14 protein-coding genes are annotated in these 14,256 nt (G+C 42.5%); 9 read left to right on the plus strand and 5 right to left on the minus strand.

Annotated elements, in window-relative coordinates:
- Nucleotides 1-11 precede the first annotated feature (11 nt).
- The 5 genes from astB (at nucleotide 12) to QV280_RS17130 (ending at nucleotide 4,425) form a co-directional block, all read left to right on the plus strand.
- The gene (gene astB / locus QV280_RS17110) at nucleotides 12-1,367 is read left to right on the plus strand and encodes an N-succinylarginine dihydrolase (RefSeq protein WP_152820181.1); all 1,356 of its coding nucleotides are present in this window, start codon (nucleotides 12-14) and stop codon (nucleotides 1,365-1,367) included.
- 289 nt (nucleotides 1,368-1,656) lie between these two features.
- Nucleotides 1,657-2,211, plus strand: coding sequence for a carboxymuconolactone decarboxylase family protein (locus tag QV280_RS17115; RefSeq protein ID WP_023405107.1), 555 nt, complete (start codon nucleotides 1,657-1,659; stop codon nucleotides 2,209-2,211).
- Nucleotides 2,212-2,351: 140 nt separating this feature from the next.
- A complete protein-coding gene (locus QV280_RS17120; RefSeq protein WP_152820182.1) occupies nucleotides 2,352-2,993 on the plus strand; it encodes a DsbA family oxidoreductase in 642 nt (213 codons plus the stop codon).
- Nucleotides 2,994-3,034: 41 nt separating this feature from the next.
- Nucleotides 3,035-3,715 carry a haloacid dehalogenase type II gene (locus QV280_RS17125; protein WP_152820183.1) on the plus strand — a complete coding sequence of 227 codons (681 nt, stop codon included), beginning with the start codon at nucleotides 3,035-3,037 and terminating at the stop codon, nucleotides 3,713-3,715.
- Between the two features lie 125 nt (nucleotides 3,716-3,840).
- Nucleotides 3,841-4,425 carry a TetR/AcrR family transcriptional regulator gene (locus QV280_RS17130; RefSeq protein ID WP_152820184.1) on the plus strand — a complete coding sequence of 195 codons (585 nt, stop codon included), beginning with the start codon at nucleotides 3,841-3,843 and terminating at the stop codon, nucleotides 4,423-4,425.
- A gap of 326 nt (nucleotides 4,426-4,751) precedes the next feature.
- Here QV280_RS17130 and QV280_RS17135 read toward each other — a convergent pair whose 3' ends face one another.
- Entirely contained in the window at nucleotides 4,752-5,195 is a 444-nt protein-coding gene (locus QV280_RS17135; RefSeq protein WP_152820185.1) for a carboxymuconolactone decarboxylase family protein, read from the minus strand.
- Between the two features lie 141 nt (nucleotides 5,196-5,336).
- Between QV280_RS17135 and QV280_RS17140 the strand changes: the two genes are divergently transcribed.
- Together QV280_RS17140 and aroG are read left to right on the plus strand one after the other, a co-directional pair.
- A complete protein-coding gene (locus QV280_RS17140) occupies nucleotides 5,337-6,941 on the plus strand; it encodes a sensor domain-containing diguanylate cyclase (RefSeq protein ID WP_152820186.1) in 1,605 nt (534 codons plus the stop codon).
- Nucleotides 6,942-7,281: 340 nt separating this feature from the next.
- Nucleotides 7,282-8,334, plus strand: a complete 1,053-nt coding sequence (gene aroG, locus QV280_RS17145; protein WP_023405113.1) for a 3-deoxy-7-phosphoheptulonate synthase AroG — start codon at nucleotides 7,282-7,284, stop codon at nucleotides 8,332-8,334.
- A gap of 110 nt (nucleotides 8,335-8,444) precedes the next feature.
- On the opposite strand, the gene QV280_RS17150 is transcribed toward aroG, so the two are convergent.
- The gene (locus QV280_RS17150) at nucleotides 8,445-8,636 is read right to left on the minus strand and encodes a hypothetical protein (protein ID WP_023405114.1); all 192 of its coding nucleotides are present in this window, start codon (nucleotides 8,634-8,636) and stop codon (nucleotides 8,445-8,447) included.
- 141 nt (nucleotides 8,637-8,777) lie between these two features.
- A complete protein-coding gene (gene chrA, locus QV280_RS17155) occupies nucleotides 8,778-9,932 on the minus strand; it encodes a chromate efflux transporter (protein ID WP_152820865.1) in 1,155 nt (384 codons plus the stop codon).
- Nucleotides 9,933-10,065: 133 nt separating this feature from the next.
- Here chrA and QV280_RS17160 point away from each other — a divergent pair, with 133 nt between their 5' ends.
- The gene (locus QV280_RS17160) at nucleotides 10,066-11,001 is read left to right on the plus strand and encodes a LysR family transcriptional regulator (RefSeq protein WP_023405116.1); all 936 of its coding nucleotides are present in this window, start codon (nucleotides 10,066-10,068) and stop codon (nucleotides 10,999-11,001) included.
- Nucleotides 11,001-12,083, plus strand: coding sequence for a mechanosensitive ion channel family protein (locus tag QV280_RS17165; RefSeq protein WP_152820187.1), 1,083 nt, complete (start codon nucleotides 11,001-11,003; stop codon nucleotides 12,081-12,083). Before QV280_RS17160 ends, QV280_RS17165 begins: the two co-directional genes overlap by 1 nt.
- A 125-nt stretch (nucleotides 12,084-12,208) precedes the next feature.
- Here QV280_RS17165 and QV280_RS17170 read toward each other — a convergent pair whose 3' ends face one another.
- Entirely contained in the window at nucleotides 12,209-13,192 is a 984-nt protein-coding gene (locus tag QV280_RS17170) for a zinc-binding dehydrogenase (protein WP_152820188.1), read from the minus strand.
- Between the two features lie 210 nt (nucleotides 13,193-13,402).
- Entirely contained in the window at nucleotides 13,403-14,188 is a 786-nt protein-coding gene (locus tag QV280_RS17175) for an ABC transporter permease (protein WP_152820189.1), read from the minus strand.
- Nucleotides 14,189-14,256: the final 68 nt, after the last annotated feature.

Consider the following 14,256-nt stretch of genomic DNA (forward strand, 5'->3'; position numbering starts at 1 on the left):
AAGGAATGAAGATGAAACACTCAACTCAATACGTTGAAGCTAACTTTGATGGACTTGTCGGCCCTACTCACAACTACGCCGGCCTGTCTGATGGTAACCTTGCCTCAAAAAATAATAAAACCAAAGCCTCTAGCCCTAAGCTTGCCGCTAAAGAAGGCTTGAAAAAAATGAAAGCCTTGCATGATCTGGGCATGACTCAAGGGGTGATAGCTCCGTTAGTTCGCCCTGATATTGGTGCGTTACGCCAGCTCGGTTTTACTGGAGATACTGGCTCTATTCTCAAGCAAGCCGCCGCTCACTCTCCGGCACTTTTAGCGGCCTGTTGCTCGGCCTCAAGCATGTGGACCGCCAATGCCGCTACCGTATCACCCAGTAGCGATACCGCTGATGGCAAACTGCATTTCACACCGGCAAATTTGATCAACAAATTCCATCGCTCTATCGAACATCCACAAACCGGGCGAATTTTAAAAGCCATGTTTAGTGATGCAAGCCACTTTGTTCACCATGATGCCCTGCCTGCAAGCCCTTACTTTGGTGATGAAGGCGCAGCCAACCATACCCGTTTTTGCCGTGAATACGGTGAACAAGGGGTTGGTTTTTTTGTTTTTGGTGAAAGTGCTTTTAACCGCGCTCTAGCAAAACCTAAAAAATTTCCGGCGAGACAAACTCTAGAAGCTAGCGCTGCAATTGCTCGCACTCACTCATTAGCCGACGATAAAGTGGTTTTTGCCCAGCAACACCCTGATGTGATTGATGCTGGCGTATTTCACAACGACGTTATTGCCGTTGGCAACCGCGATATCATGCTCTGCCATGAAAAGGCGTTTTTAAACAAAGACAGCGTTTATCAAAGGCTAAACGAGGCGATGGATAAGCCACTCAATATTATTGAAGTGCCGCAATCTGCTGTGTCGGTAGAAGATGCAGTAAACAGCTACCTATTTAATAGCCAACTGCTCACTTTGCCAAATGGCAAAACCGCTTTAGTCGTGCCAAGAGAATGCGAACAAAACCCGCAAGTATCGGATTACTTACACTCTTTGATCTCAAGCCAATCAGGCATAGATAAATTATTGTGCTTCGATCTAAAACAGAGCATGCAAAACGGCGGCGGACCAGCATGCCTACGTTTGCGCGTGGTCTTGTCACCAAAAGAACTCAGTGCAATGAATCAATCAGTGATTATGACCGATGAACTTTTCAGTCAATTAAATCACTGGGTAGAGCGTCATTATCGAGACTCTATCACCGCTCAAGATCTATCCGACCCTATGCTGCTGAGTGAAAGCCAAACCGCTCTTGATGAACTGACCCAAATACTCCACCTTGGCAGTGTGTATGATTTTCAAAAAACCGGTGAGTGAGCATCAATTTATTCCCCTTTATAAATGAGTTTAGTGATAGAAGGCAAAGTAGTACTACTTTGCCTTGTGCTTTTTATCGAATAGTAACTAATAAAAAACACATAAAAACAACAACCTATGAAAACCTCACCAAATAATTGAACGATCACTCAATAATTAACTTGAACGATCGCTCAATAGGCACTATAGTTCTCTCCATCGACGGGAAACACGCCGCCTATCAGCTGGGTTTCATTAATGAGATACCTGACGCTGCAATCAAGCACAATTAATTTATTGGGGTAATACAATGAGCACATTCAAATTCCACACAGTAGAGACAGCACCAGAAAAAAGTAAACCAATGCTAGAAGGTGCAATTAAGCAAGTGGGCGCCATTCCTGGGTTATATGCGGTCATGGCTGAGTCTCCAGAAACATTCAAAGCGTACCAACAAATTCACCAACTCTTCACTAACACTTCATTTGATGCAGAAGAGCTCACTGTTGTGTGGCAAACCATCAACGTGGAACATGAATGCCAGTTTTGTGTACCGGCACATACCGCGATTGCACATTCAATGAAAGTTGATCCTGCGCTAAGCGAAGCACTACGTAATCAACAAGCAATGCCAACGGCTAAACTGCAAGCGTTGCACGACTTTACTTTGGCTATGGTACGTGAGCGTGGCAATGTCTCTGATGCGCAAATGGAAGCATTCTTTGCCGCAGGTTATGGTCAGCAACAAGTGCTTGAAGTGATCCTTGGTTTATCACAAAAAGTGATCAGCAATTACGTAAATCACGTTGCAAAAACACCAGTAGATCCTATGTTTGAGCAGTTTGCTTGGACTAAAAAAGCATAATTGTTGTGTCTAAAGCACATAATAGAAAATAAGGAATAGAAGATAAGACACATCAACAACGTCTTATTGGCTATTCCTTGATTAAATAACTTAGTTAAATACCTTAAAAGCACAGCATACTTCCAAAGCGGAGACTCATTATGAGCAACAGAATCAAACTCGACATTATTTCTGACATTGTCTGCCCTTGGTGTATTGTTGGTTTCAAGCATCTTGAAGCCGCCATTAACGAGCTTGGCATTCAAGACCGCGTTGATATCGAATGGCAACCCTTTGAACTTAACCCTGACATGCCAGCAGAAGGGGAAAACCTGCGCGATCATGTTGCACGCAAATATGGCGCATCACGCGAAGACAGTGATAAGGCACGCAACAATATCGCCGAGCAAGGGGCTCAATATGGCTTTAAGTTCGATTACTTTGAAGAGATGAAAATGGTCAATACTCGCGATGCACATGTTCTTTTAGAGCATGCCAAGCTATTTGGATTACAAAGTAAACTTAAAATGCGTCTGTTTTCCGCTTTCTTTACTGAACACAAAGATGTATCAGATCGCGAAGTGCTACTCAATGAAGCACAAGCGGTCGGTATTGCTAAACAAGGTGCGGCATTGGCACTTGATGATATTGAGCTTAAAAATTCAATTCAAGCTATCGAAGAGCAATGGCATCAAATGGGCGTAAGCGGCGTTCCTACTGTGGTATTTAACCGACAAAGCGCTATGACTGGCGCACACCCACAGCAATCATTTAAACAAGCGCTGCAAGAACTTATAAAATAAATACAAATTGCTATAACAGCTAACGAGAGTGAGTACCTACTATGAATTCCGAGATTATTCTATTTGATATCAATGAAACTGTTTTGGATCTGAGCTCACTCAAACCCGGTTTTATCACAGCGTTTGCTCAGCAAGATGCCTTGTCACTGTGGTTTTCACGCCTGCTACACACCTCTACGGTATGCATCGCTACTGGAGTCCGTAGCGATTTTGCCACGCTAGCGGCAATAACACTCGATAACGTAGCAACGTATTACAAAGTCACTTTAAGTGATAAACAAAGAACTGAATTGCTAAAAGGATTTGCTAACTTACAGGCCCACTCAGACATTAAGCCGGCACTGAGCAAATTAAAACAACATGGCTTTAAAACCGTGGCTTTTTCTAACTCATCGTCTGCATTAATCAATCAACAAATTGCCCAAGCAGATTTAGCTGAGTATTTTGATGAGGTAGTTTCTGTTGAGAGCACTGGCAGCTTTAAGCCAGATGCAACGGTGTACCAATTTGTCGGCCAACAACTGGGCGTTGCCAAAGAGAATTTACGTTTAGTGGCGACGCATGATTGGGATACGCATGGTGCAATGTCTCAAGGACTAAAAGCCGCATATATCGCTCGCACTGCAGCCTTCTATAATCCGCTCTATCTCAAACCGGAGATACAGGGAGATAACATGCTGGAGATCGTCGAGCAGATAATTTCGGCATACAAGCCCGCTTAAACATTAGTGTGAGTAAAGCAACTCTGTGACAATAATGTTCAACGCGTTTATCTGCGGCGTTTTCTTTACCCATCCATCAATACTCTTTAAGATTGAACATACGTTCAAAGAAATGGGCATCATCAATGGCAAAAACGGCACAGTTCGATCGCAATGAAGTGATTGAAAAGGCAACAAATCTATACTGGAAAAAAGGCTACCATGCGACCTCTATGCGCAATCTTCAAGATGAAATTGATATGCGACCAGGTAGTATCTATGCCGCTTTTGGTAGTAAAGATGGCTTATTTAAAGAGGCACTTAAAAACTACACCCAACATGGATTGGCTAGCATTGAATTGTGTCGTCAGGGTAACGCTTCTCCATTAGGGGCGTTGAAAGACTTTGTCAAAGCGCAAGTCATTGAAACTGCACAAGGCGCACCCAATGGGGTGTGTATGTTAGCGAAAACGTTAAGTGAACTGACTAGCGAACATCAAGAATTACTTGATGAGACTAAAGCTCATCTTAGTAAAGTGGTGGATGAATTTGTCAAACTCATCGAGCAAGCTCAACAAATGGGAGAGTTGGATAAAGAGAAAAGTGCGACAGATCTTGCCAACTATCTTCAAATCCAAATAACAGGGCTACGCACCTTTGCAAAAATGAACAATGATAAGGTTGTGCTTGAAAGTATTATTGACGATATATTCGCGCATCACCCATTTTAATTTCCGAGTTTTATCACGCGTAAATGCCCAGCAAATCTTAAGAAAAGAGTTATAAAAGACTGATTTTCTTATTTCTTATTGGCATGACTAAGCATTTACAAGTAGGCTTATTGAGTAGTCATAATAAATATCAATAATTGCTCACTACGAGAAAGGCTTTTTAAAGCCTCATATCATTAGGTCTACTTTGTATCAGTTGGCAAACTTACGCATCTCAGGCCCACTCTCCAAACCCAAGACTATCCATCTTGGGTTTTTCTTTTTCCGAGCGATTTCTAGAGACATACTGATATCAACTTCATTAGCAAATAATCACCGCAAACAGACTAGTACTTAGTCTGCTCATTTGCATGAGTGGCGACTCCAAGTCGGTTCCATGCGTTCATCATGGTGCAAAGCACCAATAACTGCGCAATCTCATCCTCTGCAAAATATTTCTGTAATGTTAGATAAGTAGCATCAGTGACTCCTTGAGCGGAAATGTGCACCATCTCTTCGACAAGGGATAAAACAGCCCGTTCTTTTTCAGAAAATAGAACTGATTCCTTCCACACACTTAACGCAAAAATACGCTCCCGAGATTCCCCACGTTCAAGCGCTGCTTGGGTATGGATATGAATACAATACGCACACCCATTAAGTTGAGATGTTCTCACTCGAACAAGCTCTTCTAAGATCGAATCAAAGCCACATTGTTTTAAATAGGCCTCGACAGCAAAAAATGCTTTGTAAGCCGCTGGTTGGCTCGAATAAATATTAACCCTACCCATTGTGATCCTCGTTACATATGCACGTGATTATTGTTCGCTGTTATTTATATTAGACTATGATAAAAATTCACTGAATGATGAATGTTTTCAAGTATATAGCCATAGTCATTTTATACCTATTCTTCAGTATGTAAGAGCCAAATGTCATTATCAAAAAAAATTGTTTTTACTTTATTGCCTCTTCTCATAGCAATAATCGCGATAAGCTTTTATGGTCAATGGCGATACGTCCTACCTACCTTTCAAAAACTAGAGCAGCATGACGCTATCACCAACTTTGAACGCGTTGCTGCCAATCTTAATAGTGATATTGAAATGTTAGACTTACTCAATAAAGATTGGGGGGCTTGGGACGAAACCTACTCTTTCATACAAGGGCACAACCCTAAATATATCGCCTCCAATCTAGGTATAGAATCATTTCGCAATGGTAAGTTTGACTTCCTGTTTTTTTTCAATGAAAGTCATTATCTTATATGGCAAGGCATATACGACAGTAATCGCAATACCTTAGTCAGCGATGATCGTTTTACACAAAGCGTCATTGACCGACTGCAAACTAAATTTGCCAATGTGACCTCTCCAACAATCAATGCCGACGCTAATTACAAAGGGCTCATTTTACTCAACCAAAGACCGGTGGCCTATTCTATTCGTCCTATTTTAATGTCGAATGAAAGCGGCCCATCGAAAGGATTAATTGTTCGCGGACGCTATGTTGATACCGAATTAGTTTCAGATATCATTGAACAAACTCATGTTCGATTCCAACTGATCCCCATAGATAATAAATCTATTCAGGTGAATAACGAGTTTCTAATTGAAGAGTTGGGCAACCATACGCTTGAAGTTTCTCGCTATCTCTTTAGTGATAACAAGCCCATTATGTTAATGAAATCCTACTTTCAAAGGGATATTAGCCAGCAAGGTACCGTGGCTATTCAATCGGCGATCATAATCAGTACTCTACTTGGTATCCTGCTGTTAATCGCGGTTTGGTTTATTCTTAAAAAGATCGTTATTGCCCCTATCACCCAATTGACGGCCAGTGCCACCTCCATTACCTATACGCGAAACTACCAACAACGTACCCACGTAAAATCAGACGATGAGATAGGTAAGTTATCGGAACAACTCAATGAAATGTTGCATGCTATAGAAAACCGAGAGCTTCAACTAGAAGAGATATTGAGTAAAGTGAAGCGCTTATCGATGACCGATTCTTTGACCAATATTGCCAACCGCTTAAAATTTGATTCGGTATCGGATATTGAATGGCGCAGAATGAAGCGTGAAAGAAAGCCGATGTCCATTATTATGTGTGATGTGGATTTTTTTAAGCAATATAACGATCACTATGGGCATATTAAAGGAGATGAGAGCCTAGTTTTAGTAGCCAAAGCCCTCAACGAAACGTTATCTCGCCCAGCCGATTTGGTGGCTAGATTTGGCGGTGAGGAGTTTGTATTACTGCTACCTAACACCGAAATTGAAGGGGCTACTCATATCGCTGAAACTGCGCTGAATAAAATCTTATCACTCAAAATCACACACCCAAATAGTGAGGTCTGCCCTTATCTGACCGCCAGCTTCGGTATCGCCAGCATGGTCCCTTCGGTAGAAAACTCCATACTGCAATTAATTAGTGATGCCGATAAAGCTTTGTATCAAGCTAAGCAAAAAGGGCGTAATACTATTGAGGTGATCGCAAGTTCTCGCGCCGAAAATATAAAACCCAGCGCGTAATATCAGAACCAATAAATCTCGACAATCCGTTTGATAGGTGTTAAAAATTTACATGCACAATGAACAATAACTGCCTTTAAGTCATTAAAAATAAACGTATTTATCATTATTTTTAAACACAAAGGCGCTACATTCACTCTGATGTAAGAAATTATTTACGCATTTTGTAAATTTTTTCTACTTGCAATATATTGCTTTTCATTGAAAAAAGTGATTGAAAGTCATTTTTATCTTAGATAAGTTGCATGGAAGCAATAAATAAAAGACGTCGTTTCTGTATTTACACGCCAATGAAAATAAGTACAGATGTTATAGCGACAATTAATAAGGATTATTAAACATGTACCAAACTGATGACGTTCGCATCAATCGAGTAAAACAACTGCTGCCCCCTATCGCTATTTTGGAGCGCTTTCCCGCAACCGAAACTGCGACTCGCACCACCTATGAGTCTAGACAGTCGATTCATAATATCCTCAACGATCAAGATGACCGTTTACTGGTCATTGTTGGTCCATGTTCAATCCATGACCCTAAAGCAGCACTGGAATATGGCGAGCGTTTAAAAGTATTGCGTGATGAGCTTGGCGACCGCCTTGAAATCGTTATGCGCGTCTATTTTGAAAAGCCACGTACCACAGTCGGCTGGAAAGGCCTGATCAACGACCCATACTTAGACGACACTTATAAATTAAATGACGGCCTAAGAATGGCTCGTAAACTGCTTTTAGATCTTACAGATATGGGGCTTCCGACTGCGGGTGAATTCTTAGATATGATCACACCGCAATACGTGGGTGATTTGATCAGTTGGGGCGCAATCGGCGCACGTACCACAGAATCACAAGTACACCGCGAGCTAGCCTCTGGCGTCTCTTGCCCAGTTGGATTTAAAAATGGTACTGACGGCAATATTAAAATCGCCACTGACGCTATCCGTAGCGCAGAAGCTCAGCATCACTTCTTATCAGTAACTAAGTTTGGTCATTCTGCGATTGTAGAAACAGCCGGTAACCCTGATTGCCACATCATTTTACGCGGTGGTAAAGAGCCAAACTACAGCGCAGAACATGTTGCTTCTATTAAAGGGCAGCTGAACGCCTCTAAACTGCGTGAGAAGGTGATGATCGACTTTAGTCATGCCAACAGCAGTAAGCAATACCAACGTCAAATCAACGTTTGTCAGGACGTATCAGCGCAAATTGCTGGCGGCGAACAAGCCATCTTCGGTGTCATGATTGAATCGCACCTGGTTGAAGGCCGACAAGATCTGGTTGACGGTAAAGTGGACACGTACGGGCAGTCTATTACTGACGGATGTATTGGTTGGCAAGACACTGAAAAAGTACTGTATCAATTAGCCGATGCGGTAGCTCTGCGTCGTCAGAACTAAACCCCTTTTAAGCAAAATAAAACGCCCTAGCACAATAATCTTAGTGCTAGGGCGTTGTTTATTCAGTCTCTGTTTTATCACATATCACGCTTTGTTGTTGTCGTGATTCTCTATTTCACGCTACCCAGTGCCTTGATCAGCGCAACTAACTCATCTTCCGTTTTCGGCTCTTTATGAAAGTCTACCTCAGGTGCTGCGCCACCTTTTAAGATATACGCTTTTGTGCCGCAATGATCATAGTGATACCAAAGTCCATCTACGCATACGTCCGTGTAACATCTAGGGTCTTGTTTTAGTTCCATGCGAATACTCCTTTGTTCACACTTTATTAACAACTCCACCTTAGTTCAGATATCTATTCAAAAAAATGATCTAGATCAATAGCGAATCAATGATGTTAATCAATTGTAATAAACAAGCGCAAACTCTAATTCATTAAAAATCTACAGTAACGAAAGCAAAACACCATAACCAATAAAGCTTGCCACTAAAGCAACGATGGGCAGTTTTAATTGTTTCAGCAAAAAATACCCAATCAATACAATGGCAAAATCTTGCGCTCCAACAACTGCACTGACAAATATCGGTTGATACAGTGCGGCTATCAATAAGCCAACCACCCCAGCATTCACCCCTTTTAGTGCAGCCGCAACACGAGGGATTGACGCCAAAGATTGCCAATTGTTGATTACGGTTAAAATCAATAAAAATCCCGGTAAAAATACCGCTGCAGTTGCCACTACAGCGCCAAGGATAGGTTGCTGCGGAAGTAACTCATAGCCTAAATAGGTGGCAAAAGTGAACATGGGTCCCGGCACCGCTTGCGCCGCCGCATAGCCCGTTAGAAAAGTGTCTGTGGTCAGTTGCTCTCCCACCACATTTTGCAACAAAGGCAACACCACATGACCGCCACCAAACACTAACGATCCCGCATAGAAAAAATCATGGAACATCAGCAATATCGGTGTTTGTGACGCCACAAATGGGCCAACAATCAATACCGTGGCAAACACAACTAATGGCATGATAGAAAGCTTGCCTGTATCAAGCCTTGCTGTTGCGCTCTCTAGGGCTTGCTCCTTAAACCACAGCGAACCCAACACGGCACATACCAATAACGTCACCACTTGCGCCATTATTCCGCTAAATAGCAACATAGAAACTGCCACAAACAAACACAACATAATCGCGCGTTTGCTTTGGCAGAAATTTTTATACATGCCAACGATGGCATCCGCCACTACCACTACTGCTAGTAATTTTAGGGCATGCATAATGGCGATAAACACAGAGGTTTCCAACAAACGACTGCTTAACAACGCCAGCCCTATCATCAACGCAATAGAAGGCAGTGTAAAACCCAAAAATGCAGCAAAAGCGCCTGAGATGCCGCCTTTTTTATACCCTAAAGCAAAGCCAACCTGACTTGAACCTGGCCCAGGAAGGAACTGACTTAAAGCCACCAGCTGAGCGTATTCTGCATCTGTTAGCCATTGTTTTTGTTCAACAAAGGTTTTCCTAAAATAGCCAATATGAGCCGCTGGCCCGCCAAAACTGACCCAGCCTAAAGCAAAAAATATCTTAAAAATTGACAACATACCTAACCACTCACCATTAAAGTCAGGCATACAATATGCGACTCACCACTATGATTCAAATTAATAGTATTGATATATACTATGAACAAAATAGGATTAGATAATTAATCAATAGCCGTTCAGGGAGCAGTGTGTGAGCGAAATTAATTGGAAAGGTGTCGACCTTAATTTGTTGATTGCTTTTCAGGTATTATTAAAAACTCGAAGCGTATCGCAAGCGGCAAGCGAACTGCATATTAGCCAGTCGGCGATGAGCCATACCCTTGCGCGACTGCGTAAATTGTTGGGCGACCCCTTGTTCCATCGCCGAGGACATACCATGCAACCCACAGAGCGCGCATTGTCTGTGGCTTCTAATGTTGAGCAGATTTTAGCGATCGTTAAAAACAACATCTTACAACCAGAAGCCTTTTGCGCTGCAACCTTTCAAGGAACCTGTCGCATCGGCATGACCGACTATGCTGAATTTGTGTTTGCTCCAGTGCTATTTGATGCTCTCACCCAACAAGCGCCGCATGTACGAGTCAGCTTTATTAATGTTAATCGACATAACTTCTCAGAAATAATGGAAAAAGAACGCCTAGACTTAGTGATAGGCAGTTTTCCAGAGTTAGACACGCGTTTTCAGTCTGCGACCTTATATCAAGAAAGCCATGTTTGCTTATTTGATGCCAACACTACAGGCCTTAGTGCGCCACTCAGTGTCGACGATTTTTGCAAGGTGCCGCACGCCTTAGTCAGCGCCGATGGCAATTGGAAAACCCCCATTGATGCAGAGCTTGCAACACTCAACCATCAACGCCAAGTGCAAGTGATCTCACGAAATTTTTTAACGATTGGTCAACTCATTAAAGGACGAAATTTAATCTGTATCGTGCCAAAACTGATGTCGTTAATTCCATTTATTGCGCAAGGGTTAACGCGCACAGAGCCCGCCATTAAAGTGAATGATTTTACTATCAGCATGGTGTGGAAAGACAACCCGTTAAATGATGATAAACTACAGTGGTTACAGTCTTTAGTAACCGATGCCGTACAAAACAATAAACTCAAGGAAACCCATCCATAATGGAATCAACCAATAGCCAGTGGTTTAATTTTTTTAAGATCACCGAAAGCTCAATTTTAAATGAAATCCTGCTGATCACTATCTTGAGTTTGATCTTTTGGATTGCTTGGACAATTTTGATTGGCCACTTAGAAAAAATTGCCAATAAAACCCGAATTGTTTGGGACGATGCGGTATTGCACGGCATCAAAACCCCCATCAGTACCTTGATATGGCTATGGCCGGGTACAGTATCTCTAGGCTTAGTGCTGGAGCGCTATTTTGATCATAGGTTTGATTGGCTATATTCTTCAAAGCTCATCTTAGTCATCTTTATAGTGGTGTGGGCCCTATCGCGCATCATCACCAATTTTGAAAACCAAATCCTTGAAAAACAAGGGCGTGACGTTACCACAGTGCAGGCTGTCGCCAAGTTAGTGCGCCTATTAGTGATCATTATTGGTGTGCTCACGGTCATGCAAACCCTTGGCCTGAGCCTATCAGGCTTGCTGACCTTCGGTGGTGTCGGTGGTTTGATTGCAGGTTTAGCGGCAAAAGATCTGCTGTCTAACTTTTTCGGTGGCATGATGCTGTACTTCGACCGCCCATTTAAAGTCGGTGACTGGATTCGTTCCCCTGATAGAAACATCGAAGGTACAGTAGAACGCATTGGTTGGCGCATGACCAAGATTCGCACCTTTGATAAACGTCCTTTGTATGTACCCAACTCAGTATTTAGCAATATTGTGGTCGAAAACCCTTCACGTATGACCAATCGCCGTATCTATGAAACTATCGGACTTCGCTATTGTGATTCGAGTAAAATTGAGAAGGTGATCAGTGAAGTTCAGCACATGCTAAAAAATCATCCTGATATCGATGCTAATCAAACTCTGATGGTCAACTTCACCACGTTTGGCCCATCTTCATTAGACTTTTTTGTGTACACCTTTACCAAAACCGTCAATTGGGCAAGATTCCATGAAGTGAAGCAAGACGTACTGATGCAAATCATGCAGATCATCCAAGACAATGGTGCTGACGTCGCCTTCCCAACTCAGACGCTGAAAATAGAGCAAATACCAGACCCTCTGTCTGAATAAGCAATTTCAGATACCCACTAGCCACTCGTACCAACATAATTCTTAATGCAACAGCTGAGGATTGTGTTGGTATTCATAGAATGCCATCTCATCATGTTGAAGCGTGCACTCCAACAACAAAAGCATTAAAAAGCCACCACCACTTTACCAACCGTTCTCTGTTCTCTTATTTCTGTTAGGGCATCAGCCGCTTGATCAAGAGAAATAATGTTTAGCTGAGGTATCAAAATCTCTCCTTGCTCTAAAAGTTGGTTAAAAGCATTACCTGCACTGACAATAGCATTGCGACCTCGACGATGATTTACATGTCCGGAACCCAGACTCAATTGATGAAAGCTTAGCCCTCTTAAAAACACATCCTTATACGCTTCGGGGCGTACAACCTGCACCAATTCAACCATCTGACCTTGATAGCCTAATACTTCACTGCATAAAATATCATTGTCACCACCGACACAATCCAATGCAACTTCCACCCCTGTACCTTGCATTATTTCATTTACTTCAGAAGCGACATCTGACTTAAGATAATCAATACAATGTGAGGCACCTAATCCTTTTACGTAAGCATGATTTTTAGTCGAACAAGTCGTAATTATCGTAGGTACTTTGTAATGTTTAGCTAATTGAATGGCAAAACTGCCTACACCACCAGAACCGCCTGCGATGAAAATGGAATCTCGGTTCGCAATATCAAGTTTGTCCACTAGCGCACACCATGCCGTCCAACCAGCACAAGGTGTCGCTGCCGCAACGGCTGAATCAATATTGGGATGCTCAATCAGAGTACGTGAATCATGAACAGCGTATTCCGCTAATCCACCTTGCGTGCGACGCATATTGCCGTGATATAAAACTTTATCGCCGACATCCCATTCGATAACTTTGTTACCTACTTCTACAATCTCTCCTGCAACATCAAGCCCACCAACAAAATTATCGTCCATGTTCGCGACCATCCCTTTCCATAAATACACCTTTGCATCTACTGGGTTAAGAGCGACAACGTCAACCTTTACCACCACATCCCACTCTGTCTCTATTTGAGGTTTAGGTAACGATTTGATAATAAACTGGTCACGGCTTGCATTGTAGGTAAGAGCTCTCATTTTAATTTCCTTTGATTTACTTATCTTTTACTGATCTGGTACCCAGTTTAACTTGTATCAACTACACATATAATTATGATTTATACCTGTATTTATAACATGTATTTATACGCATACGTCCAGCTGCACCTAACACCTCTTATCCAATAGCAAACAAGCCCTAAGCATTAATGTTCAGGGCTTGTTTCTTTCAGGTATTACACTTCTGAATTATTTCATTTTAATCAGCACTCTACCTTGCGAATTAATCGAACGGCGCAAGCTAAACTTTAGCGTTAAAGTCACAGAAATAGTCATGACTACAAAGATGGCAATCAATATTAAGATTTGATATTTGATGGCAAGAATGGGGGATGCTCCACCTAAGATCTGTCCGGTCATCATCCCGGGCAGTGTCACCAGCCCAGAGGCCGCCATAGAAGCTAAGATAGGTGCCAACGCCTTTTGCATTGCTGTGCGTACAAAGGGCAGTGTGGCGTATTCTGCAGGCGCTCCAAGCGCGATAGCCACCTCATACTCCTCACGGCGGTCTTCAAAAGCGCTGTAGAGATTCTGTAAGGCGACAATATTGCCGCTCAGGCTATTACCCAATAGCATTCCTGCTAGAGGAATTACGTATTGTGCACTATGAACCGGCTCTGGCTGCACCACCATCCAAAAGAGGAACACTAGCACTGGCGCTAAACCAAACACCAAACCACCCAATACAGGGAAAAACAGAGGCTTGCGAGGAAGCTTGGCTTTACCCACGATAGTGCTCGCACCTACCACAAGCATCACGGCTATCCACGCTAGATTAATCCACAAGCTATCAATGGAGAACAAAAACTCCAGATAAATGCCCACCAGCATAAGTTGGACAGCCATGCGCACCACCGACACTAACATCTCTTTACTCAGCTCTAATCGGTATACCTTATTGATGGCAAGCGGTATTAAAAGAAGTAAAGAAAACGCGGAGAGACTCCACCAACTAATGTCATATGAGGACTGCATAAATTAAACCATAACAAAGAAAGTCATCAAGATAGCATCGTATATAAGCAGGTTTTGCTTACTGATAC

The sequence above is a fragment of the Vibrio sp. B1Z05 genome (genome assembly GCF_052955985.1).